The organism is Vibrio gallaecicus (genome assembly GCF_024347495.1).
In the GTDB taxonomy this organism is placed as follows: domain Bacteria; phylum Pseudomonadota; class Gammaproteobacteria; order Enterobacterales; family Vibrionaceae; genus Vibrio; species Vibrio gallaecicus.
Genome location: NZ_AP025490.1, coordinates 547,731 through 572,195, shown reverse-complemented (window position 1 = coordinate 572,195; position 24,465 = coordinate 547,731). Strand labels below are relative to the sequence as shown.

Genomic DNA, 24,465 nt, shown 5'->3' with positions numbered 1-24,465 from the left:
TAGCAGAATAGCGCTCCTTAAATGTACCGCAGAGCTAGGCTATATAAGGTATGGCTTACTTTTTCTTATTTTGATAGGCACATTGATCCACCATTAACTGATCAATAATATGCACTTAGGAGCATTGTGATTAAAATGCTATTCCCTTCGCACAATGAATTAACATTCTAAGCCAACGAATTTAATCGTTTACTTAAGTGCGTTTGCTTATTTTTTAACCGCACTTAGTTCGACAATATGTGAGCACACATGTAAAACACACACAAAACCTTCATATACATGAAACAAATGCGAAACAAATCAAAGTTAAGGTGAAGCTAAATGTGATACTTAATAGTTCGAAAAGACTCAACCACGGATGGAATATAGCTTATGGATAACTTTCAATTTGATGATATCGCAGAACTAGAAATGCCTAGACATACTCAAAAGAGCCGTGCAAAACCACTTAAACGTAAGTGGCGTGAGATAGAGGAAATCAATGACCGTAAACGCTTGCAAAAAGAACTCATGGATATGAATCTAGGCTTAGATTTTGGGATTGAAGATATAAAGCTATAAGAATGAATATATATTTAAGGATACATAATGCCTTAAGAAACATTAGCTGAAGCTTTAGTTCGCTCAATTATTTTTAGTTCAAAAACTGAATTAAGAAAAAGGCACTTATTTAGTGCCTTTTTTGTTTCTATTCTGCTTCTTGAGTGCCGGTATTAATACAGCGTATAACTCAACTCGCTAGCGTTTTTAAACGCACTCTTCAGCATTCTGGCGAACTCTTGCCGCTAACTGTCTATATTGGTCTGCAATAGTATTGCCAAAAACAGGATCATCTTCAGGTTGAGCCCATTGCGACTCGACCATTTGCCAATCTTTCATAGTGAAGGTATCGACGATCATCGGCAGTATATGCCTTTCTTCTAGCTCTAAATGTGCCTTTTGTGCACTCACAAACCCTTCGAGCTGACTAATAAAGACCTGCTGAGGAACCACTGCATCTTGTAGGATCATCTCAACGACTAATAAAAACTCAGCCGTAATGTCAGACAAGCGTTTATGTTCCGACTCTAAGTTTTCAATATTTTGTGTTTCACCATAATACTTTAAGTAATGGTGGTAAATAATGTCTTCTTTAGGGTGATGTACTTTTTCTGAATGGTTCATTAAATAGCTAACAATTTCAAAAACTAAACTGTAGTTTATTGTTTCACCCGCTTTCAACTGTGCTGTTTTGTTCCTCAAAATCACCAACAATTGCACCATGTAGCTATGCTCGCGTCTTATCCTTTCAATCATCATAGTATTGCACTCCATTACACCTACTATAAGTAAGTGTATATGAAGAGTAATGAATACGCTTTGACGCTGGTCGAAAAACAACCAAAGGTTTACTCTTCTGGCAGAGACCAATCAATAATAGGCTGATCACCTCCACTTAAGATTTGATTAACTTTAGAAAAGTGCTGACATCCAAAGAAGCCACGACGAGCCGATAAAGGAGAAGGGTGAGGAGCAGTTAGTACATGGTGCTTTTCTACATTAATAGCTTGCCCCTTCTTTTGAGCATGGGCTCCCCAAAGTAAAAATATGATAGGTTCTTCTCTTTCATTAAGGCGTTCAACAATGGCATCAGTAAAGATCTCCCATCCACATTTAGCATGAGAGTGGGCTTTCCCCTGCTCGACAGTCAGTACCGTATTGAGCATGAGAACCCCTTGAGAAGCCCAAGTATTTAAATACCCATGGGAAGGAACGACAAAACCATCAATATCTTGCTGTAGCTCTTTATACATATTACGTAGTGAAGGAGGAATCTTAACACCTGGTAATACAGAAAAAGCCAGCCCATGGGCCTGATCTGGGCCGTGATAAGGATCTTGCCCAATAATGACGACTTTCACATCTTTAAAAGGCGTCATTTCAAACGCACTAAATACATGCTCTTCAAGTGGAAAAATCACCTTACCTGTATTTCGTTCATTTTCGACAAACGCGATCACTTCTTTAAAGTAATCTTTACTGCGCTCATCATCGATGATCGTTTCCCATGTATTCAACGAATTCATTTATTGCCTCTATCAACACGACTACCTGGATTATTTAGCTTTCGACACTAAATTTCTTAACTTCACACATTAAGAAGCTTTCAGAACTTTGCTTGCTTCTAAAATTTAATTGGTTCTAAAATTTGAGTGCTTCTTAAAATAGCGAAGGGGGCTAGTTATACCCCATTCCACTATTTATAAGAAATTGTGCTTAGAACAAATTATGTTGAGGACAAAGTGATTTCAAGAGTCAGAGGGGTTTTCTAACCACTTTTTTGCTGCGTTCGATGATGACCATGATTGTGGTTATGGCGATTTGGAGCCGGGAGACGGCTAGCAGGTTGAATTTGAAGTTCTGGGGTATGTGATAAAGAATACATAAGGCACCCTCCTCTATTGATTAGTGTTCTACATATTCACTAAACACTATGAAAGAAAGGTGCCAACTTTTAGGCGTTTTTACCTACTCGCCCATATTATCTTTGTAATCTTTATGGAATTTTCTTAATTGCTGAATTTCAGAAACCCATAAAGATGGATCAATTGTTTCTAAAATCAATGGGATACCATCAAACCTTGGATCGCTTGCAATATATTCAAAACAATCCCAACCGATTTCACCTTTACCCAACGAATGATGTCTATCAACCCGACTAGCAAATTCAGCTTTTGAATCATTGATGTGCATTGCTCTGAGGTAGTGCATACCAACGATACGATCAAACTCTGAAAAAGTATGTTCGCATGCCTCTTTAGTACGTAGGTCATATCCAGCGGTAAAGGTGTGACAGGTATCTAGGCACACCGCAACTCTTGATTTATCTTCTACCTGCTCAATAATTTCAGCCAAATGTTCAAACCTCCACCCAAGGTTACTGCCTTGACCAGAAGTATTCTCGATAACAGCAATCACATCAGGCACAGCTTGATGGGCAAGGTTTATCGACTCTGCGATTTTAGCTAAACACTCATTTTCAGAAATTTTCTTTAAATGACTCCCAGGATGAAAATTGAGAAGCTTCAAACCAAGTTGATTACAGCGTTCCATTTCGTCAATAAAGGCTGCACGAGACTTTTCTAACTTTTCTTCTTCTGGTGCTCCTAGGTTTATCAGGTAAGAATCGTGAGGAAGAATTTGATCGGCGCCAAACCCCAACATTTTGCAATTGGCTTTAAATGCGCTAATGGTCTTCTCTTCTAGAGGTTTTGCTGCCCATTGCCTTTGGTTTTTAGTAAACAGAGCGAAGGCATTAGCCCCAATTTCACGAGCTCTCATTGGCGCTTGGTCAACGCCACCGGCAGCAGAGACATGAGCCCCTATAAATTTTTGTTCATCAGATGATAATTTGCTTGTCATTAAATCACTTCACACTTTCAGAATACATGGTAAATGCTTGCTGTAATCTATGTCAGTTCAATAAAAATACAAATAATGTAGTAAATTTACAACAAACTGACTCGTTAAATATTCTTTATAATTTTAAATATTTTGTAATCATATTGTTTTCAAAGGTTTTATTGATTTATCTCAATAAAATTACCTTTTAAAAAATAAGGTTTTTGGTTGTTTTTTGACTTAAATCAATATCTAGATAACCCAATTTAGGTATATATTACCCAGCTCAATAAAAAACGAAAGTTAACACCATAATCAAACCACAATCTTAGTGGACTAGGAGATAGATATGATCCAAGGTATTCAAATTACTAAAGCAGCAAACGACGACCTACTTAACTCAATCTGGCTACTAGACAGCGAGAAGAACGAAGCTCGCTGTGTTGTTGCTTCTGCTGGTTACGAAGCAGATCAAGTTATTGCCGCTGCTGACTTAGGTGAATACGAAAGCCGTGAAGTTGCAATCGAGAGCGCACCACGTATCGAAGGTGGTCAACACCTAAACGTGAACGTTCTTAAGCGTGAAACATTAGAAGACGCAGTTGCACACCCAGAAAAATACCCACAGTTAACTATCCGTGTATCGGGTTACGCTGTTCGCTTCAACTCTTTAACTACTGAACAGCAACGTGATGTTATCGCACGTACGTTCACAGAGTCTCTATAATTTAGAACTCACCTCTTAAGCAATCGCTAAAGACCAAATACAAAAACGGCGCTCAATGAGCGCCGTTTCTTTATCTATTTTTTCCAACCTCTTACACAAAGAGGTCACAAGAACTAATGGCTTCCTAACGAAAGCCACTAAATTAAAACGATTCTATTTTTGTACTCGACGTAAAACCGTTTTAAGAGCATCAAAATCGTTCGCAAGGTTTTCTGATAAAAGATCCATCGCAGCATGCTTAGCAAGAGGCGCTGGTAAATCAATATCTGTACCTAAAATATCATCGACCACTTCTTTAAATTTAGCAGGGTGAGCAGTACATAGGAATAAACCTGTTTCACCTTCCTGAAGTTGCTCATCCAGTAGTCGGTAAGCAATAGCGCCATGAGGCTCACATAAGTAGCCTTGAGCTTGTAAATCACGTACCGACTCAGCACTTTGATCGTCAGAAACCTTTCCTTTGCCTAAAGTATCTAAACCCCAACCTTTTAACTGGCAAAGTTCTTCAATACGTGGCCAGTTGTTTGGCTGGCTAACATCCATTGCATTAGAAGTCGTTGCGACCGTTGGTTTAGGGTCCCACTTGCCAGTTTCTAGGTAACGTGGAACCGTATCATTTTCATTAGTTGCAGCAATAAAGCGTTTTATTGGCAAGCCAAGTGCTTTTGCCAATAAGCCAGCAGTTAAGTTACCAAAGTTACCACTTGGTACAGAGATAACTAAATTCTCACGCTGTTCTTTTGTCAGCTGAGAAGCCGCTTCAAAGTAGTAGCAAATCTGAGCCATTAAACGACTGATATTGATAGAGTTAGCCGAGTTCAGACCAATTTCTTTACGAAGCTCAGCATCATCAAATGCTTGTTTAACCAATGACTGACAAGCATCAAAATCACCATCGATAGCAACGGTGTGGATGTTTCCGCCTAATGTACAAAACAGTTTTTCTTGCAGTGGGCTGATTTTTCCATTCGGATAAAGAATCACGACATTAATATCTTCCATACCATAGAAAGCATGGGCAACAGCAGCACCGGTATCACCAGATGTAGCAGTCAAAATAGTGATTTTTCCGCCATCAGACACAGCAGCTAAAGATTGCGCCATAAAACGGCCACCAAAATCTTTAAACGCTAATGTTGGACCATGGAAAAGCTCCAGAGCGTAAACGCCATCTTTAACTTGTTTGATTGGCGCAGGGAACTGAAATGCAGCATCAACCAGCTGGTTTACTTGCTCTGCAGGAAGTTCATCACCAATTAAGGCTGATAGAATTTTACTGCTGCGAGATACGAGATCTTCTTCAAGAAGCGCATCGATATCATCAAACTTAGGCAGTTCAGATGGGAAAAATAGACCTTGGTTACGACCTAGCCCTTGGCGAACGGCTTGACCAAAAGAGACTTGTTCATCATTTTCTTTTATGTTGTACAGCTTCATAGCTCACTTCCTGTAACGATCGAACCCTGTTTATCTAAACGACAAACGTGAACGAATCCTTCTTTATTTTGTACGTAATTTTGTTCTAACCAGCGTGCAACACGCTCAGCGACATCTTTATCTTTGCAAATGCTAAATAAGGTCGGACCGCTCCCTGATATTCCAGTAGCAAGCGCTCCAGCTGATAATGCAAATTTACGAGCATCAGCAAAACCTGGAAGCAGTTTCTCACGATACGGTTCTGCGATCACGTCTTTGATCATTTTAGCAGCAAGCTCTGGCTGACCAGAATGGCAAGCATGAATAAAACCAGCGAGGTTACGACCATGAGCAATGACATCTTGTCGACGATATTGCGAAGGTAAGATCTCACGAGCTTCAGCCGTTGAAACAGTAATACCCGGGTACGCCATTACCCAATACCACTCATCAAAACATGGTACTTCTTGGCTGATGATGCCCAACTCTTCCAGCATAAGCTGTAAACCACCGAGGTAACATGGAGCAACATTATCGTAGTGAATTCCACCCGAAATTTTGCCTTCCATTTCTCCCATCAGCGCGAGCAGTTCCATCTCATTCAATGGCTGAGCATGAAAACGATTGAGCGCATCAAGAGCTGCGACAATCGAGCAAGCACTTGAACCTAAACCAGAACCAATTGGCATATTTTTCTCAAGAGTCATTTCTAGTGGCTTCAGCTCAACGCCTTTTTTAGCCAACTCACGAGCAAATACAACCCAGCAATCGTAAACAATATTGTCTTTTGCTTCCGTCGGCAATTTAGCAACAAAACTGCCTGCTGTTTTCAGAGTAAATGGTTCACCACCAGCTTTAACCAATACTCGGTCACCTAATAGTGTGCCATCTATAGGTGAGACTGCGGCCCCCAAAACATCAAAGCCAACACTCACATTACCGATTGAAGCCGGTGCGTAGACCACCACATCCATATCACTTGAACTCATTACTAAACCCCTAACTTCCAACCAAGAGTACGCATTACATCTGAGAATACACCTGCCGCAGTAACTTCAGTACCTGCACCATAGCCACGCAGTACCAGTGGAATTGGCTGATAGTAACGACTGTAAAAGGCTAATGCGTTTTCACCGTCTTTAATCTTAAACATTGGATCATCACCATCGACAGCAGCAATGCGAACTTTACATTTACCATCAGCGATTTCACCTACGTAACGTAATACTTTCCCTTCTTCAGCAGCAATTGCCGATTGTTCTTGGAAGTAAGCATCCGCTTCAGGTAAGCGAGCCATAAACTCTTCAACACTACCTGAATCATCAAAACCAGGTGGAAGCGCTTGGTCAACTTCTACATCTTCAAGTTCTAATGCCATTCCTGCTTCACGAGCAAGAATCAGTAGTTTACGCGCAACATCCATACCTGAAAGATCATCACGAGGATCTGGTTCAGTGAAGCCATTATCTTTTGCGATATTCGTTGCTTGGCTTAGCGTCATGCCATCGTCTAACTTACCGAAAATATAAGATAACGAGCCAGATAAGATACCGTTGAATTTCTCTAATTCATCACCTGCTGCAATTAAGTTCTGCAGGTTTTCGATTACAGGTAGACCTGCGCCTACGGTTGTCTCATACATCAATTTACGACGAGAGCTACGCGCAACTTCACGCAACTGGTGATAGTAAGACATGCTTGCTGTATTGGCTTTCTTGTTAGGTGTAACCACGTGGAAACCAGCCGCTAAGAAATCAGCATATTGATCAGCAATAGTTTCACTGGATGTACAATCTACAAGAACTGGGTTAATGATGTGGTTTCGCTGTACTAATGCTACTAAGCGAGACAGACTAAATTCTTCAGTTGCACTCGACATACGGTCACGCCACTGTTCTAGAGGTAAACCTTCACTATCCAGTAGTAGACCTTTACTGTTTGCTAGACCACAAACACGAATCACAATGCCTTTCTCAGCTAGCTTAGTTTGCTGGCGCTTAATTTGGTCAACAAGTTCACCACCAACACCACCAATACCAACAACGAATACATCTAGGAAATGCTTCGAGTTAAATAGGTTCTCGTGACACGCTTTAATCGCTTCAGAAATTTTATCTTCTGGGATTACCGCTGAAATTGCTCGCTCAGATGATCCTTGAGCAATCGCGACAATATTTACATTCACTTCAGCTAGTGATGAGAAGAACTGAGAAGCAACGCCGCGAGAAGTTCGCATACCATCGCCAACAAGAGTCACGATGGCAACGTTGTCCATAAACTCGACAGGTTCAAGTAAGCTGTCTTTTAATTCCAGCTCAAACGTTTCAGAAAGCACTCTTTGAGCTTTAGCTTTATCAGCAGATTCAATACAGAAACTAATGCTGTATTCAGAAGAAGATTGAGTAATAAGAACAATCGACACACCCGCTGAAGACATAGCACCAAAGACGCGACTCGCCATGCCGACCATGCCTTTCATGCCAGGGCCAGACACATTGACCATGGTTAGATCGCTAAGTGTCGTAATGCCTTTAATCGCCAGGTTATCTTCACCGGTATCTTGACCAATGAGCGTGCCAGCGCCTTGAGGGTTAAAACTATTTTTAATCAGGCATGGAATGTGGAACTGGGCAATCGGGGCGATTGTTTTTGGGTGTAAAACCGACGCACCGAAATATGAAAGTTCCATTGCTTCTTGGTAGCTCAGAGATTTCAGTAATCGAGCATCATCGACTAAACGAGGATCGCAGTTATAAACGCCATCTACATCCGTCCAAATTTCACAACAATCAGCACGTAAACAAGCAGCAAGTACAGCGGCTGAATAGTCAGAACCATTACGACCAAGTGTAACCAGTTCGCCTTTATCATTGCCGGCAGTGAAACCAGGCATGATATTAACGTGACCTTGTGGAAGAGGAGATTGGCGGAAGTTTTGTGTAGAAACCTCAACATCAACCATAGCTTCAAGGTGATCACCTTGAGCAAATAGGTATTGTACAGGGTCAATTAGGCTCGCAGCCTGTCCTTTTGCCTCTAATGCAGCCTTCATTAACTGAATAGAGATACGCTCACCTTTACTGATGATACGTGCATTAACGTGATTCGGGCACATGCCCAAAAGGTTAATACCATGAACAAATTGACGAAGTTGAGCCAGCGAGACTTTCACTTGCTCTTCAAATGCCTCGCCATCAATAGAGGGTAATACCGTTTTGATCTCATTAAACAGAGACTCGAATGACGATTCAAGCTCGGTGATTTGATGTTCAGCTTCACCGTTATTCAAAGCTGCTTCAATAACCGCAACCAGTTTATTCGTTGTTTTGCCTGGGGCTGATAAAACAACCGCTACTTCTTCTTGTTGAGCATTGTTAGCAATGATATCTGCAGCTCGTAAAAAACGATCAGCATCAGCTAACGATGAACCTCCAAATTTTAGAACTCGCATCCCTTTCTCCATAAAATCAAAAAAATGGTATAAAAAAAGGCCTGTATCTTGTTGGATACAGGCCTTTTCTTGTTAATCCGTTACTTAGCAGCCTGCCCCAACAATAATAATGTCGGTAATAATAATGGTGGTGGTCATTACTAGGTGGCGTGTGTGCTGCATATTAAATTCTCTATGTTTGCTTACCTCTACGTGTATCAATTTTTCATGCGTGCCGTCAATCAAAAGTTGCGTTTTTTTTATATTCAGACGTTTTTTAGGGGCTGAGCTTCATTTCAATGAAAATTACACTTAACAGTTGCGAAGAATAGTTCTGAGTACACATTCCCTACACACCAGTGAGTCATGGTGCATATCACATAATATTCAGATATTCGGTCAATTTTAAAGCTAGCTTATTATTTGTGTGCTTTAATTATGAGGCTGTTAAAAATAATAATTTCGGACAAAGGAGTGGAGAGTGAGAAGAATACTATTTCTTGTGATTTTTGCTGCGCCCTCAGTTTGTTTTGCCAATCAGCTTCCCCTCCTTCCAGGACAAGATATCGAGTCCCCACATAAGCTCTTTATTTCTAGCCAAAATACATCAAATGATAATTTTGACGTATGGCAAGTAGATGGTGGCTACTCATACAATGTTTTCAACAACGTTGATTTATATGTAGGGGCAAGAATAAACACGTCTTCTCTTAAGTCTGAAAAAGGCTTTTTAAGCGGCGTCAGCTACCAACTAACAGAAAAAGTATCTGTAAAAAGTGCATTTCACACTTATAACACCAACAACGAAAATGAAAATGAAAATGTGGTAACTGCTGAAGTATCCAGCCGAATGAGAGTGACAGACAATCTAGATATTCATGCCACTCTTGACTATGAAGAGTGGCAGAAAGGCATTGAAGTGGGTTTAGGTTTTCGCTTTTAGCGCCAATAAATACACTAGGCGATTAACTTCTCTGATGATAATAAAATGCCATTCCAATCTGCATAAATATAATCACCCGGCTGTATTAGCTGGTTATGAATAGAGAGTGTCACATTCACCTCTCCAGCGCCTCGTTTCTCTGTTTTAAATGGACAAGCACCAAGAGCTTGAACACCAAGTTCCATTTGAGACATCATTGCAACATCTCTAATAGCACCGTTTACAACTACCCCTTCCCATCCATTTTCAATGGCTAAAATTGCTAACTGATCTCCCAAAAGAGCCTTCTGGCAAGAACCGTTACCATCTACAAATAATACTTTGCCAGTCCCATCTTTTTCGAGCATTTCGCGTACTTTAGAATTATCGTGATAGCAACGTACTGTGACAATTTCACCCCAGAACGCACCTTTTTGACCGTAGTTTTGAGTAGGAAGTCGAAGTAAAGTAACTTTACTTTCAAATTGGTCACACAAGTCCGGTGTTATATCGTGCATATATCCTCCATGAGATTAAACTATGCGAAGTGGCATAGCATTATGCATCTTTAGTTATACAGTTTAACCAGTTATAAAACACATTCAGTTACAAAGCAGGCTTTATAATTTATTAAATGAGTTTTTGCGTGTTTTATCGTTATCCTAATCTCTTTTACCGACGGTATTACAAGATCTTCCGACAAAACTCTACAAGTCATCTACAATTCTTTCATGTATAAAAATTCCAATATGTTAATTAACTAGTCAATTAACATACAGCTTAACTTGTAGCCATACTATTAGCGTTTGTTGCAAATCAGCAATTGATATAAATCAACAAAGTGAATGGAATTAACATTCTCGCATTGTTAGCATGCTGTTAACATTATAGAATTCGTAGCAATCACTAACAGAATAGTATAGGCGTACTTGGATATACGTTATTGGGCAAAGCTGCAAGGAAGGCGGATAGCGGGAAGTAAGTGTTTTTTTGAAAACTTTGAGTTATCATCAAAATTACATTACCTGTATGTTATTTTTTTGCCTAGAATTTATTCTATTAGCACAGTTTAGTCACAAATTTAGGTACCGCCAAATGCAAACCCCGCAGATTCTTATCGTTGAAGATGAGCAAGTAACTCGTAACACTCTTAAGAGTATTTTTGAAGCAGAGGGATATGCTGTTTTTGAGGCCAGCGATGGTGAAGAAATGCATCAAGTGCTTTCTGACAACCAAGTAAACCTGGTTATTATGGACATTAACCTTCCTGGTAAAAATGGTCTTTTATTAGCTCGAGAGTTAAGAGAACAAGCAAACGTAGCACTTATGTTCTTAACTGGTCGTGATAATGAAGTAGATAAGATCCTCGGCCTCGAAATCGGTGCTGATGACTACATCACTAAGCCATTTAACCCTCGTGAATTAACTATTCGTGCACGTAACCTTCTAAACCGTTCAATGAGCACAAGTGCTACAACTGAAGAAAAACGCAGCGTAGAAAAATACGAGTTCAATGGTTGGGTTCTTGATATCAACAGCCGTTCTCTTGTTAGCCCTGATGGCGAAGGTTACAAACTGCCACGTTCTGAATTCCGTGCGTTACTTCACTTCTGTGAAAACCCAGGGAAGATACAAACACGTGCAGACCTTCTTAAGAAGATGACTGGTCGTGAGCTTAAACCACATGACCGTACTGTTGATGTAACGATTCGTCGTATTCGTAAACACTTTGAATCAATTTCTGGTACTCCAGAAATCATTGCTACGATTCACGGTGAAGGCTACCGCTTCTGTGGTGACCTAGAAGACTAACCACCTTTACGGTAAGTTAGTTTTAGAAAGTGTTTTGTTTTCTAATAATGAAAAAGGAGCCTGCATAACAGGCTCCTTTTTTAGATTTATACTTAATAATTTAGTAAACAGTATCAACCTTCACATCATGCTCAACCAACCACTTTACCGCTTCACCATCTTTTAGTTGAACAGCAACATCAACAGGCTGTGTATCATCGACCTCTAACTGCCATTTAAAAGCGACTTCCCATTGAGTTTCACCATGTGTTCTTAATTCCAAATCGTTACCATCAATCAGCCAAGTTTCAGCACCCTGCTTAATTGTAAGCCCTTCAACAGCTAGCTCCGCCGGTAATTCTGACGTGGCTTGAAGATAAATAGCTCCATGCAGCATTTGGTCTTGTGCTTCACCAATGCTTGGCATTTTATTTATCCATAAGTTACTTTTCAGCACGACCGTCGCTTCTGCAACTTTAATTTGATTGTCTTGTTGCCACTCGACTTGAGTTGTTGAACAGCCAGCTAAAGCCAGCGCACATACCAATGCAATTTTTTTCATTTTTCTACCTTTGGTTTAACCAACTTTTGAGAACTTCAATATCGTGTTGATATTCATTATTTATTGAATCAACCCACCCAGATACGCTATCCCACCATCCTGGCATATCTGGTGATTGAGCTTTTTGAGCTGTTTTCTGGATTCGTTTTAAGCCAATAGAACCCGCAGCACCTTTAATTTTATGAGCCTCTGAAACAATACTTGCTTGATCTTTTGCTGCCATATTTGCATTTAAAATGTCCATATACCCGGGCATCATATCTTCAAACATTTTTATACTATCAAGAACAGGCTTTGACCCGACAATATCAACATAAGACTCTAGCATGTCGATATCAAGTAAACTGGTATCAATCGAAGCAGGATTCTCCTGTGTTACTGACTCAAGACACTTCTTATTCGCTTTCGCATCTTCACCCAAAAAATCGTCTGAATCAGCATCTTTTGGATACGTGTCAGATAGCTTAGAGTGGGAAACGTTAGAGCTTAACGGCTCATTACTTTTAATATCATGAGGAACAACTTCAACTAACTCGGCAATCACGTCTTGAATCGCTTTTACCGATAAGGGTTTACTGATCGCCTCATCCATTCCTTTTTGGAAGTATTCTTGTTTGTCACTCAGTACATTAGCAGTGAGTGCTACTAATGGCGGTAACTCTGGATATTTGTCGCGGTAGTACTGAGCCACATCAAAGCCTGTCATATCTGGAAGCTGGATATCCAATAGAACTAAATCATATTCTTCTGGGGTAAACTCAATTTGTGCATCTTTCCCTGTCATCGCAACTTTGACTGTGTGACCTAAACTTTCAAGTAATGAACGAGCAACCGTTACATTAAGTTCAATATCCTCAACCATGAAAATATTCAATTGAGACTGCTTTCTCGGAGTTTTGAGCAGCACTTTTTGATCGTTATGAACGGGAACGCGAATTGAAACAGTAAATGTACTACCAAAGCCTTCTTCACTGGTGACATCAATATCACCATTCATCATATTAATCAGCTGCTTAGAAACGGCTAAACCTATACCAGTTCCGACTGCGTGTAAGTTATCAGCGCCAGATTTTACCTGATAATACATCGCGAAAATCTTATCAACTTCCGCTTCAGGTATACCAATGCCGGTATCTTCAACTTCCATCACTATATTGGCAAATCCGTCTTCAACATCAGCGCTGACCGTCATCACCACACCACCGTCTTTGGTAAACTTCATTGCGTTACTGACTAAATTCCAAAGCACTTGTCTTAAGCGAGTGCCATCAACTTCAATCGCAAGAGGAAGTTCAGACAATCTCTCTAAATCAAATCTCAGCCCTTTTTGCTCTGCCATTAACCCAGAGATACTTTCCATCTCTACGACAAAGTCTTCAAAATTCACAGGCGTAGGCAGCAATTCCAATTTGCGACGATCAAACTTATCCATGTCGATAATGTCATTAAAGATATTACCTAAAGTCACAGCACTGACTTTAATCGTCTGCATATGCTTACGCTGCTCTTGGGTTAAATGGCTATCAAGCAGCATTCGACTTAAGCCAATAATACCGTTTAGTGGCGTTCTTAATTCATGGCTAATGGTCGAGATAAAGGTTGTTTTATCTCGGCTCGCTTTTTCTAATGATTCTTGATGTTCTTTACGCTCAGTAATGTCTCGCCCAAAACCGACTAACCCTAAATGACGACCTTCTTTGCTATAGAATGGCACCTTACGTAATTCGAAATAATTTTTACGACCATCGGGGTACTCCAGCCACTGTTCATAAGTTAAGGCTTGGTTATCGGCAAAAACTTTCTCATCGGTCTCAACAACTTGTTGTGCCACTTCTTTGCTGTATACATCCCAAGGCGTTAAACCCACCAGATCTTTTTCTTTCTTTCCAGTTAGCTCCTCAACCGCCCGATTACACCCAGAAAAAACACCCTCTTCATTCCGGTAATAGATCAAATCAGGGGAAGCATCAATAAATGAACGTAATAACGCCGTGCGTTCCGCTAACTCTAACTGAGTTCGCTCTCGTTGAAAGACTTCATTTTCAAGATCGTACATCGCTTCAGCACGTGCTTCTTCTGCCTTTTTACGCTCCTCAATCTCTTGATTCAGCTTTTCGATATTCAATTGAAGTTCATTGTTTAAATCCTGATCTCGAGAGCGCATATCACCAAGCTTAGAAACTAACTTAGCTAAACGCTGACGAGACTCTTCCAGCTGATCAACAACAACAGATAAGAAGTAAACTGCCCAAGGGGTAATAACAAGACCGAAGAAAACAGAACGGACAATATCGATATCATCAACATTGCCTTTTAAGGCTAAAGTGATTCCGACTTGAACCACAACGGCAAGAGCGACTAGAGCCAAGGCAAGTAAGATAGAAAAGCGGACAATTCCCAGTTTGACGAGAAGATCGACATAGTACTGGGCGAGATTTTTCATGGGTTTCATTTAGCGCTCCATGCGATAAGACTAGCAATATTCTAACCTGTTTAGAGTCAGTAGGTAAGCTTGTCACATCACATGAAAGAGAGTGCCATTCATTTTAAATAAAAGGTGAATTCTATAAATGAGCAATAGAGAACCTAAGCTTAAAACATAGATGAAGGATGAACACTGGTTTGGTTTCTACCATCGGCTTTTGCTTGATAAAGTGCGCTGTCTGCAAGAGCAACCGCAGATTCCATTTCATCGCTTGGTCTAGGAACAAGCGACGCAATACCTAAGCTCACTGTTAATAGATTAGATACTGTAGACTTGTCATGTTGAAGACTTAGCTTTTCAACTTCGTCATGAATCCTTTGTGCCACTAACTGAGCACCTGTAGCCGTTGTATTAGGCAGGATAAAGCCAAATTCTTCACCGCCATATCGTGCTACACAATCAGAAGAACGATTCAGTACTCGAGTAAAGGCTTGGGACACTCGAATTAAAGCGTCATCACCTTGTTGGTGTCCATAAAAGTCGTTGTAACCTTTAAAGAAATCGATATCACACAGCATTATAGTAATTGGGATATTCTCACGGATATGATGATGCCAAAGTGTCGTTAGCTGCTCATCAAATCGACGTCTGTTAGATACCTGAGTCAAACTATCTATAAAGCTTAAACGTTCCAGTTCTAAATTCGCTTCTTCGAGCTTTTGTTCCGCTAGGTAACGTTCAGAAATATCGCGAGCCATAATGAGTACACCATTAGTTCCTGAAGCTGGTTCCCTAAATGGAGATTTAACTACGTCATACCAAGTGTAGTTACCTTCACTGGACTGAACTTTGTCGATATAACGTAAGGACTTTCCATGATGAAGCACTTGAGTATCGGTTTCGGACAATCTTAGATACATATTACCGGGAACCACATCTTGCAAGCGTTTACCGATCAAGTCATTGACATCTGAAATGCCAAGAGCACGAACAAATGGTCGATTACAAGCTTGGTAGACCATGTTTTCATTGAAGATCCCAATAGAGTCAGGGCTAGACTCTAGGATATTTTGCAGAATAGTATCTCTCTGCGCCAGCGCTACCTCTGTATCTTTACGCTTTTCCATTTCGGCGCGTAATTGCTGCTGCATATCATGCCAATCCGTCACATCATGACTGATCGAGAGCACTCCAATATTGTGACCATTTTCAGAAAGTAAAACGCTTTGATAAGTTTCCAGCAAGCAACTTTTTCCATCTTGATCAGTCGTCCATGATCGTTCGCTTACTCGACCTTTAAGCATCCCACCGGACACATTAAATGTGCCTTCCTCAGGTCGACCATGCCAAAACCTTTTGAACGAGCGGTTACTCGCGACTAATTTGCCACTTTCATCTTTCACATAAATTAATTCAGATAAAGAATCTAGAGCCGTCCGAGCTACATTTAGAGCTTTAATTTCTTCCGACTGCTCTTCTTGAGAATTTTGATGTGGGGATGCGTAAATCATCCACACACGCTTCCCGCGGAAGAACACTTTTCTACCTGAAAAATTGACTTTAAATGATTCAAACTCTGATGATGTCCAAAATGAGACTTGCTCAAAAGATTGTGATTGTTGGTGACTGGATAAATATTGCAGGAAGTTATGTTGGCTTTCTGTTGTCGGATAACGGAAGCTAATTCCAATAAGGCGAATTCCAAGAAGCTGCATAGCAGGTCGATTTGCTTGCAACACTTCTCCAGAACGCAGGTCAATAAAACAAATTGCGGAAGGTGAGTCTAAAAGGATATTGGCTAAGTGGGTTTGGTAGCGAGAATAAACAAACCAAAACATTAAAATGCACAATAGAATAATTACGATATCAAAGCCGTAGCCATACGTATTATCCCACAACCAACTTTTTAGCAGTTCCATTTACACTCAATACATCGACCTATTCAATAGATAAAATATATCACTAATTGACTATTTTATCTGCTGTTAAAATTGGCAGTGTATATTCAAAAGGTTGGGCGACCTTCATACCTTGAGGACCTGATTTATCAAGTGCTCTGCCTATTTCAGTCATCGCTAACCAGCGATTCTCACACCACAATGGTGACAATAATGTGGGTCTTCTTGCTGCGGACGATACTCGATGAAACACAATGTCAGCTGGTGTTCTTTGAATCAACTCACAGGCAATGTCGACATATTCTTCTAGCGTAGGCGCCTCTAATTTACCCGCTTTCCATGCTTTCGCCATGGTGCTGCCTTCAACAATATGTAGACCATGTAATTTAATACCATCAGTGCCTACTTCAAGCACCTTCCTTAGCGTTTCTAAATTATCGGCTTTCGTTTCTTTTGGTAAGCCAACAATTAAATGCGTGCAGACTTTTATTCCTAAGGCACGAGCCCGCTGAGTAATATGTTCATATATGGCAAAATCATGCCCACGGTTAATACGCTTGAGTGTTAAATCGTTGCCAGTTTGTAGGCCTAGCTCAAGCCAAATCTCATAACCTTGTTGAACATAACCTGACAATAAATCGAGTACCGAATCCGGTACACAATCAGGTCGAGTACCCACGCATAAGCCTACAATATCGGCTTCGGGAGCCTGCAGCGCTTCTTCATACATATTCTTTAGCACTTGAACTTCTGCATAGGTGCTTGTGTAAGCTTGAAAATAAGCCAGATACTTTTTAGCGCGGGCGATCTCTCCAGCTCTATCGCTTAATTGAGCAGCAATACTTTGAATTTGAGTCTCTTCATCAGCAAAAGACGCAACATTACAAAACGTGCAACCGCCTTTTCCTATCGTGCCATCTCGATTTGGGCAGCTAAACCCACCATGTAAGGTTAACTTATGGACTTTCTCACCATAACGGCGCTGTAAGTCTTGTCCTATGCTGTTGACTAGCTCGTGCAGTTGCATTGTTTAACCCTGTTGCAAATCGAAATGAATATCATTAAGATTTGTGTAATAAAATTACGGTAATGAAAATAACTAAGGGGCAATTTTAATTAGATAAAAACGATATGCGTTATACCAAGTCAATAAACATGCAAAAATAATGCGTTACATTCGACTTATTAGGCAAAATACACACATAACTTCTATTTCCAGTGTAAAAAAAATGCGCTGCGATCTACTTTTGTTTGCATTTCAACCTCACAAAATTGTAGGATACTTACAGTTTTTGCGGTTTATTTGTATTTCCAACTACAAAGAAACTCATCGAAACATCGGTGTTTCCCTAACCCCACCTATATGAATCACTAGATTGTGTTCAAATTTAACTGGAAAACACCAAGGATTGTTTTTCTCGCAATATTTTTCTGCGGGATACGGAAAGGACTCAAACTAACTCACCAAGGGTTAGTTTTAGATTCATAAATATAAAAGGACAAGGCTCATCATCTGTATATAAGCGGAGTTGTGCCTAGAATAAACTGGAAGGATGTATCTATGGTAGATAGAGAGCAGAGTGCACAGGGCATGTATACTCCAGAATTGGAGCATGATGCGTGTGGTATCGGTTTTGTCGCTCACCTAAAAAACCGTAAATCTCATGATGTAGTAACTCAAGCCCTCGATATGCTAGCGCGTATGGAACACCGTGGTGGTCAAGGTTGTGATCCTTGCTCTGGTGATGGCGCAGGTATCTTGCTACAAAAGCCCCATGAATTTTTACTTGAAGAGTCGGTAACGCTTGGAATTAAGCTTCCTTCTTTTGAAAAGTACGGTGTTGGTGTTGTACTTTTCCCTAAAGATGAACACAAGCGTGCACAGTGTCGTGATATTCTTGAGCGTAATGCTCAGCGTCTAGAACTTGAAGTTTTAGGCTACCGTGAATTACCAACTGACAACTCAATGATCGGTGCAGATCCACTAAGCACTGAACCTCAATTTGAACACGTATTCATTTCTGGTGGCCCAAGTACCACTCCAGAAGAACTAGAGCGTAAACTTTACGTACTACGTAACTACACGGTTCGTGTATGTTTAGAAAGTGTGTCTAACATTGGCGATGATTTCTACATCAACTCAATGTCATATAAGACTCTAGTTTACAAAGGTCAGTTAACGACGGAACAAGTTCCTCAATACTTCCTAGATCTTCAAAACCCAACGATGGTAACGGCACTTGCGCTTGTTCACTCTCGTTTCTCAACAAATACATTCCCTCGCTGGCGTCTAGCTCAACCATTCCGTTACATCGCTCATAACGGCGAAATCAATACGGTTCGTGGTAACTTGAACTGGATGAAAGCACGTGAAGCGATCATTGAATCTGATCTTTTCACAAAAGCTGAAATCGACATGCTTCTTCCTATTTGTCAGGAAGGCAGTTCAGATTCATCTAACTTTGATATGGCATTAGAGCTCCTAGTTCTTTCTGGTCGCAGCCTGCCACATGCATTGATGATGATGATCCCTGAAGCATGGCAAGAAAACAAAAACATGGATCCAACTCGTCGTGCGTTCTACCAGTACCACGCGAATGTTATGGAACCTTGGGATGGCCCTGCTTCTGTATGTTTCACTGATGGTGTTCAAGTTGGCGCAACACTTGACCGTAACGGTCTGCGTCCTTCTCGTTACACAGTGACCAAAGATGACTTCCTTGTGATGGCTTCTGAATCTGGCGTTGTTGAAATTGAACCAGAGAACGTAGAGTTCCGTGGTCGTCTGCAACCAGGTCGTATTTTTGTTGCTGACCTAGAGCAAGGTCGCATCATTTCTGATGAAGAAGTGAAAGATGGCATTGCTAACTCACAGCCATACGAGCAATGGGTTAAAGACAACCTATTAAGCTTGAAAGAATTGCCTGAAGCAGATAATGCACACAGCCAACCTTCTCCTGAAAAACTGATGCATCACCAACAAGCTTTTGGTGTGAGCTCTGAAGAAGTGAACGAGATTATCGTTCCTCTTGCGAAGACTGGTTATGAACCACTTTCTGCTATGGGTGCCGATTGGCCACTAGCGATTCTTTCTCACCAATCTCAGCATCTATCAAACTACTTCAAACAGTTATTTGCTCAAGTAACTAACCCGCCTATCGACCCGATTCGTGAGCGCATGGTTATGTCTCTGAACACTTACCTAGGTAAAGATCAGAACTTACTGGCAGAAACCCCAGAACACTGTCAAAAAGTAGAACTAGAATCTCCAGTACTTTCAAACGCTGAACTTGAAAAACTTCGCGCTATCGATAACGAGCACTTACAAGCTAAGACGCTAGATATCGTTTTCCGAGCAAGTGAAGAAGAAGGCAAACTTGAACGTGCTCTTAAGCGTATTTGTCAGTATGCCGAAGATGCAGTAATCGATGGTTACTCAATCATTCTTCTAACTGACCGTGCAGTTAACTCTAACCACGCAGCTATTCCAGCAATGCTGGCTGTTGGCGCAGTTCACCACCACCTAATCCGTAAAGGTTTACGTGCGAAGTGTGACATCGTAGTAGAGACTGGCGACGCTCGTGAAACGCACCACTTTGCAACCTTAGTCGGTTACGGTGCTAACGCAGTTAACCCATACCTAGTGACTGAAACGATCATTGATCTTCAGCGTACTAAGAAGCTAGACCCTAATCTATCGGCTGAAGAACTGTTCGACAACTACCGTAAAGGTGTTAACGGCGGTCTTCTTAAGATCTTCTCTAAGATGGGTATCTCTACGCTTCAGTCGTACCACGGTGCTCAAATTTTTGAAGCTCTTGGTATTAGTAAATCTGTAGTTGAAAAATACTTCACAGGCACAGTTTCTCGTATTCAAGGCCTGACTATCGATGACATCGCGAAAGAAGTATTGGTTCGTCACCGTGTGGGCTACCCGACACGTGAAATCCCAGTACAAGTTCTAGATGTTGGTGGTGTTTACCAGTGGAAACAACGTGGTGAAAAACACTTATTCAACCCAGAAACAATTTCTTTGCTTCAAGAGTCAACTCGTAACAAAGATTACGTTCAATTCAAGAAGTACGCGAAAGCCGTTGATGACCAAGGTGACAATGCAGCAACACTGCGTAGCCAGCTAGCATTCATCAAAAATCCAGCAGGTTCTATCCCTCTAGCGGAAGTTGAACCTATTGAGAATATTTTGAAGCGTTTTGCTACAGGTGCGATGAGCTTTGGTTCTATCTCACACGAAGCACACTCAACACTTGCTGTCGCAATGAACCGTATCGGTGCTAAATCTAACTCAGGCGAAGGCGGTGAAGACCCAGTTCGTTTCGAGCGCAAAGAAAATGGCGATTGGGAACGTTCAGCAATTAAACAAGTTGCTTCAGGTCGTTTTGGTGTGACTTCTTACTACCTATCTAATGCTGATGAACTTCAGATTAAGATGGCACAAGGTGCAAAACCTGGCGAAGGTGGTCAATTACCTGGTGATAAAGTTGATGATTGGATCGGTGCGACACGTCACTCGACTCCGGGTGTTGGTCTAATTTCACCACCGCCACACCATGATATCTACTCAATCGAAGATTTGGCTCAGCTAATCTACGATCTGAAGAACGCTAACCGTGCTGGTCGTGTAAACGTGAAGCTAGTATCGGAAGCAGGTGTAGGTACGATCGCATCAGGTGTAGCAAAAGCAAAAGCTGACGTTGTACTTATCGCTGGCTTTGATGGTGGTACAGGTGCATCTCCAATGTCATCTATCCGTCATACCGGTCTTCCTTGGGAGCTAGGTCTAGCGGAAACTCACCAAACACTACTGAAGAATGGTCTACGTAACCGTATCGTTGTTCAGTCTGATGGTCAGATGAAAACACCTCGTGACCTTGCAGTAGCAACACTACTAGGTGCTGAAGAATGGGGCGTAGCAACAGCAGCATTAGTTGTTGAAGGCTGTATCATGATGCGTAAGTGTCACAAAAACACTTGCCCAGTTGGTATCGCAACACAGAACAAGACCCTTCGTGAACGTTTCGACGGTCGCGTAGAAGACGTAGTGACATTCTTCCAGTACATGGCTGAAGGTCTACGTGAAGTGATGGCAGAACTTGGCTATCGCACAATTCAAGAAATGGTTGGTCAATCTCAGAAACTGAAAGTTCGTGAAGATATCGGTCACTGGAAGTACAAAAACCTAGATCTAACGCCTGTTCTACATATTGAACCTGCGCGTGAAGGCGATGGTATTTACAACCAAACACAGCAAAACCATAACCTAGAAGAAGTTCTAGACCGCAAGTTGATTCAAGCTGCTATTCCAGCACTTGAGAAAGGTGAAGCTGTTAACGCTGAATTCCCTATCATCAACACAGACCGCTCTGCGGGTACCATGCTGTCTAACGAGATTTCTAAAGTCTACAAAGACCAAGGTTTACCAAAGCCAATGAATGTTAAGTTCTACGGTAGTGCAGGTCAGTCTTTCGGTGCATTCCTTGCGAAAGGTGTGAAATTTGAAGTTGAAGGCGACGCGAACGATTACTGGGGTAAAGGCTTATCTGGCGGTACGCTAGTACTATACCCTGACGCAAAATCTTCTATCGTAGCTGAAGACAACATCGTTGTAGGTAACGTTTGTTTCTACGGTGCTACATCAGGTGATTCTTACATTCGCGGTATGGCTGGCGAACGATTCTGTGTTCGTAACTCTGGTGCAAAGGTCGTTGTAGAAGGCGTAGGCGACCACGGTTGTGAATACATGACTGGTGGTGTCGCGGTAATCCTTGGCTCGACAGGTCGTAACTTTGCGGCTGGTATGAGTGGTGGTGTTGCGTATGTTTGGGATAAAGCAGGTGACTTTGAAACCAAGCTTAATGCTGAACTGGTCGACCTAGATCCAATCGAAGCAGAAGATAAAGCTCTGCTAAAAGAAATGCTAACTAAGCACGTTGAATTCACAGGAAGTGAAGTTGCTAAGTCTTTCCTAGACAACTTTGAAGTAAGCATTCAATCACTGGTTAAAGTAATGCCACGTGATTACAAAGCGGTACTTCAAAAGCGTAAGGCTGAAGCACAACAGGCACAAACGGAAGAAGTGGAGGCAGTATAATGGGTAAGCCTACTGGATTTTTAGAACACGGTCGTGAGCTTCCAAAGAAGCTCGATCCATCAGTTCGTATCGAAGACAACAAAGAATTCGTACTTAACGAAGAGTTTGGTGAAAAGATCGGTACTCAGGCATCTCGTTGTATGGATTGTGGTGTCCCTTTCTGTCACAACGGTTGTCCGATTGGTAACATCATTCCCGAATTCAACGATGCGGTTTACCGTGATAGCTGGGAAGAAGCTTGGAACATCCTTAGTTCTACAAACAACTTCCCTGAATTTACAGGTCGTGTATGCCCTGCTCCTTGTGAAAGTGCATGTGTACTTGGTATTAACCAAGATCCAATCACAATCTGTAATATCGAAAAAACGATTGTAGAAACGGCGTACCGTGAAGGGTACGCCAAACCAAAAACACCACGTTCTCGCACTGGTAAAACAATTGCGATCATCGGTTCTGGTCCTGCTGGTTTAGCCGCAGCTGAGCAACTAAACAGTGCTGGTCACACCGTTACTGTATTTGAACGTGACGAAAAAGTAGGTGGTCTGCTGCGTTTTGGTATTCCTGACTTCAAACTAGGTATGGACGTCATCGACCGTAAGGTTGACCTGATGGCTCAAGCTGGTGTGAAGTTTGAAGTTAACCAACACATTGGTGTGAACGTTAATGCTCAACAACTTCGTCAAGAATTCGATGTTGTACTGTTAACGGGCGGCTCAACGGTTCCTCGTGATTTACCAATCCCAGGTCGAGAGTTCAAAGGTGTTCATTTCGCTATGGAATTCTTAGGTCAAAATAACCGTCGTGCAAATGACTTAGAGCTTAAGACAGAAGAAATTCACGCTAAAGATAAGCACATTGTGGTTATCGGTGGTGGTGATACCGGCTCTGACTGTGTTGGTACATCAAACCGTCATAAAGCAGCGAGCATTACTCAGGTAGAGATCATGCCGATCCCGCCAGAGAAGCGCCCTGCTAATATGCCTTGGCCTCAATATCCAATGATCATGAAAACGACCACTTCCCACGAAGAAGGTTGTGAACGTCACTGGAATATTCTGACTAAAGAATTTATCGGCAACGATAAAGGTGAAGTAACTGGCCTACGCATTGCTGACATCGTATGGCAAGACGCTAAGCCTGGTGAACGTCCTGGTTTTGAAGAAGTAGCAAACTCTGAGCGAGTAATTCCATGTGATATGGCATTCCTAGCGATGGGCTTCTTACATCCAGAACCAACAGGTGTACTTGCTCAACTAGACATCAAACTTGATGATCGTGGCAATGTAGCAACGCAAGGTTTTGCAACTAGCCAAAAAGGCGTATTTGCAGCAGGCGATATGCGCACAGGTCAATCACTTGTTGTTCGTTGTATTAATGAAGGTCGTGAATGTGCTCGAGAAATAGATGGTTATCTAATGGGTGGGACCAATCTTGAAGCAAAATCTGATTCACTAATGCTTTCAGCGTAAATAATTACAAGCTGCATTAAATAGCAGCAATCCTTCCAAATTTTTAGCCAGCATTTTATGCTGGCTTTTTTTGTACTTATCTTCCGGCAGGATACTTTAATACTGTCCGTAGCTACTTCGAAAGCAACTACTTAACTATTCATCTACCCTCATTGAAATGATAATAAAATGTTAAATATCACTTTCAAGTACGACGTTACTTCTTTCAACAATATGAATTTATAAAAAACTCAAATAAGTGATTATTTATTAAGAATTATTCGCAAATAGAGTTTATTGCCAAACTAAGTTTATCAAACAAGTTTATACAATATAAAAAACCAATCACCCCACGC

Annotated in this window: 17 protein-coding genes and 1 other annotated feature; of the genes, 6 read left to right on the top strand and 11 right to left on the bottom strand. The window is 41.3% G+C overall.

The window, feature by feature from the left end:
• The first annotated feature begins 372 nt into the window (after positions 1–372).
• Positions 373–561 (top strand): DUF3545 family protein, encoded by a 189-nt coding sequence (locus tag OCU78_RS02525; protein WP_137374531.1) that lies wholly within the window; start codon positions 373–375, stop codon positions 559–561.
• 186 nt (positions 562–747) lie between these two features.
• On the opposite strand, the gene OCU78_RS02520 is transcribed toward OCU78_RS02525, so the two are convergent.
• From OCU78_RS02520 to nfo, 3 genes are all read right to left on the bottom strand, one after another.
• On the bottom strand, positions 748–1,299 hold the full coding sequence (locus OCU78_RS02520; RefSeq protein ID WP_137374530.1) for a hemerythrin domain-containing protein: 552 nt from the start codon (positions 1,297–1,299) through the stop codon (positions 748–750).
• An 89-nt stretch (positions 1,300–1,388) separates the two neighbouring features.
• Entirely contained in the window at positions 1,389–2,066 is a 678-nt protein-coding gene (gene ung, locus OCU78_RS02515; protein ID WP_137374529.1) for a uracil-DNA glycosylase, read from the bottom strand.
• Positions 2,067–2,508: 442 nt separating this feature from the next.
• Positions 2,509–3,402: a deoxyribonuclease IV gene (nfo, locus tag OCU78_RS02510; RefSeq protein WP_137374528.1), complete on the bottom strand. Its 894-nt coding sequence runs from the start codon at positions 3,400–3,402 to the stop codon at positions 2,509–2,511.
• 328 nt (positions 3,403–3,730) lie between these two features.
• Between nfo and grcA the strand changes: the two genes are divergently transcribed.
• Positions 3,731–4,108 (top strand): autonomous glycyl radical cofactor GrcA, encoded by a 378-nt coding sequence (gene grcA / locus OCU78_RS02505; RefSeq protein WP_137374527.1) that lies wholly within the window; start codon positions 3,731–3,733, stop codon positions 4,106–4,108.
• 153 nt (positions 4,109–4,261) lie between these two features.
• Here grcA and thrC read toward each other — a convergent pair whose 3' ends face one another.
• From thrC to thrA, 3 genes are read right to left on the bottom strand one after another with little or no spacing between them, the layout of a single operon-like run.
• Positions 4,262–5,545, bottom strand: coding sequence for a threonine synthase (thrC, locus tag OCU78_RS02500; protein WP_137374526.1), 1,284 nt, complete (start codon positions 5,543–5,545; stop codon positions 4,262–4,264).
• Positions 5,542–6,498: a homoserine kinase gene (thrB, locus tag OCU78_RS02495; RefSeq protein WP_137374593.1), complete on the bottom strand. Its 957-nt coding sequence runs from the start codon at positions 6,496–6,498 to the stop codon at positions 5,542–5,544. The genes thrC and thrB overlap by 4 nt, the downstream gene beginning before the upstream one ends.
• A 17-nt stretch (positions 6,499–6,515) precedes the next feature.
• Positions 6,516–8,975 carry a bifunctional aspartate kinase/homoserine dehydrogenase I gene (thrA, locus tag OCU78_RS02490; protein WP_137374525.1) on the bottom strand — a complete coding sequence of 820 codons (2,460 nt, stop codon included), beginning with the start codon at positions 8,973–8,975 and terminating at the stop codon, positions 6,516–6,518.
• A 30-nt stretch (positions 8,976–9,005) separates the two neighbouring features.
• Positions 9,006–9,124: a sequence feature (Thr leader region), on the bottom strand.
• A 311-nt stretch (positions 9,125–9,435) separates the two neighbouring features.
• On the opposite strand from thrA, the gene OCU78_RS02485 reads away from it, so the two are divergent.
• Positions 9,436–9,897, top strand: a complete 462-nt coding sequence (locus OCU78_RS02485) for a ribonuclease regulator (RefSeq protein WP_137374524.1) — start codon at positions 9,436–9,438, stop codon at positions 9,895–9,897.
• 14 nt (positions 9,898–9,911) lie between these two features.
• Here OCU78_RS02485 and OCU78_RS02480 read toward each other — a convergent pair whose 3' ends face one another.
• Entirely contained in the window at positions 9,912–10,394 is a 483-nt protein-coding gene (locus OCU78_RS02480) for a putative 4-hydroxy-4-methyl-2-oxoglutarate aldolase (protein WP_137374523.1), read from the bottom strand.
• 577 nt (positions 10,395–10,971) lie between these two features.
• On the opposite strand from OCU78_RS02480, the gene arcA reads away from it, so the two are divergent.
• The gene (gene arcA / locus OCU78_RS02475) at positions 10,972–11,688 is read left to right on the top strand and encodes a two-component system response regulator ArcA (RefSeq protein WP_137374522.1); all 717 of its coding nucleotides are present in this window, start codon (positions 10,972–10,974) and stop codon (positions 11,686–11,688) included.
• A gap of 100 nt (positions 11,689–11,788) precedes the next feature.
• Here the strand turns inward: arcA and OCU78_RS02470 are convergent, their stop codons facing one another.
• From OCU78_RS02470 to OCU78_RS02455, 4 genes are all read right to left on the bottom strand, one after another.
• Positions 11,789–12,229 (bottom strand): hypothetical protein, encoded by a 441-nt coding sequence (locus OCU78_RS02470; RefSeq protein WP_137374521.1) that lies wholly within the window; start codon positions 12,227–12,229, stop codon positions 11,789–11,791.
• A 4-nt stretch (positions 12,230–12,233) separates the two neighbouring features.
• A complete protein-coding gene (gene arcB, locus OCU78_RS02465; protein WP_137374520.1) occupies positions 12,234–14,681 on the bottom strand; it encodes an aerobic respiration two-component sensor histidine kinase ArcB in 2,448 nt (815 codons plus the stop codon).
• Positions 14,682–14,821: 140 nt separating this feature from the next.
• Positions 14,822–16,573: a diguanylate cyclase gene (locus OCU78_RS02460; protein WP_137374519.1), complete on the bottom strand. Its 1,752-nt coding sequence runs from the start codon at positions 16,571–16,573 to the stop codon at positions 14,822–14,824.
• A 43-nt stretch (positions 16,574–16,616) separates the two neighbouring features.
• Positions 16,617–17,579 (bottom strand): TIGR01212 family radical SAM protein, encoded by a 963-nt coding sequence (locus OCU78_RS02455; RefSeq protein ID WP_137374518.1) that lies wholly within the window; start codon positions 17,577–17,579, stop codon positions 16,617–16,619.
• Between the two features lie 534 nt (positions 17,580–18,113).
• Between OCU78_RS02455 and gltB the strand changes: the two genes are divergently transcribed.
• Together gltB and OCU78_RS02445 are read left to right on the top strand one after the other, a co-directional pair.
• Positions 18,114–22,661 carry a glutamate synthase large subunit gene (gene gltB, locus OCU78_RS02450; protein ID WP_137374517.1) on the top strand — a complete coding sequence of 1,516 codons (4,548 nt, stop codon included), beginning with the start codon at positions 18,114–18,116 and terminating at the stop codon, positions 22,659–22,661.
• Entirely contained in the window at positions 22,661–24,130 is a 1,470-nt protein-coding gene (locus OCU78_RS02445) for a glutamate synthase subunit beta (protein ID WP_137374516.1), read from the top strand. The genes gltB and OCU78_RS02445 overlap by 1 nt, the downstream gene beginning before the upstream one ends.
• The last annotated feature ends 335 nt before the right edge of the window (positions 24,131–24,465 follow it).

Coding starts and splice junctions, on each gene's coding strand:
- OCU78_RS02525 (WP_137374531.1), top strand. CDS start 373: ATGGATAACTTTCAATTTGATGATATCGCAGAACTAGAAATGCCTAGA.
- OCU78_RS02520 (WP_137374530.1), bottom strand. CDS start 1,299: ATGATGATTGAAAGGATAAGACGCGAGCATAGCTACATGGTGCAATTG.
- ung (WP_137374529.1), bottom strand. CDS start 2,066: ATGAATTCGTTGAATACATGGGAAACGATCATCGATGATGAGCGCAGT.
- nfo (WP_137374528.1), bottom strand. CDS start 3,402: ATGACAAGCAAATTATCATCTGATGAACAAAAATTTATAGGGGCTCAT.
- grcA (WP_137374527.1), top strand. CDS start 3,731: ATGATCCAAGGTATTCAAATTACTAAAGCAGCAAACGACGACCTACTT.
- thrC (WP_137374526.1), bottom strand. CDS start 5,545: ATGAAGCTGTACAACATAAAAGAAAATGATGAACAAGTCTCTTTTGGT.
- thrB (WP_137374593.1), bottom strand. CDS start 6,498: ATGGATGTGGTGGTCTACGCACCGGCTTCAATCGGTAATGTGAGTGTT.
- thrA (WP_137374525.1), bottom strand. CDS start 8,975: ATGCGAGTTCTAAAATTTGGAGGTTCATCGTTAGCTGATGCTGATCGT.
- OCU78_RS02480 (WP_137374523.1), bottom strand. CDS start 10,394: ATGCACGATATAACACCGGACTTGTGTGACCAATTTGAAAGTAAAGTT.
- arcA (WP_137374522.1), top strand. CDS start 10,972: ATGCAAACCCCGCAGATTCTTATCGTTGAAGATGAGCAAGTAACTCGT.
- OCU78_RS02470 (WP_137374521.1), bottom strand. CDS start 12,229: ATGAAAAAAATTGCATTGGTATGTGCGCTGGCTTTAGCTGGCTGTTCA.
- arcB (WP_137374520.1), bottom strand. CDS start 14,681: ATGAAACCCATGAAAAATCTCGCCCAGTACTATGTCGATCTTCTCGTC.
- OCU78_RS02460 (WP_137374519.1), bottom strand. CDS start 16,573: ATGGAACTGCTAAAAAGTTGGTTGTGGGATAATACGTATGGCTACGGC.
- OCU78_RS02455 (WP_137374518.1), bottom strand. CDS start 17,579: ATGCAACTGCACGAGCTAGTCAACAGCATAGGACAAGACTTACAGCGC.
- gltB (WP_137374517.1), top strand. CDS start 18,114: ATGGTAGATAGAGAGCAGAGTGCACAGGGCATGTATACTCCAGAATTG.
- OCU78_RS02445 (WP_137374516.1), top strand. CDS start 22,661: ATGGGTAAGCCTACTGGATTTTTAGAACACGGTCGTGAGCTTCCAAAG.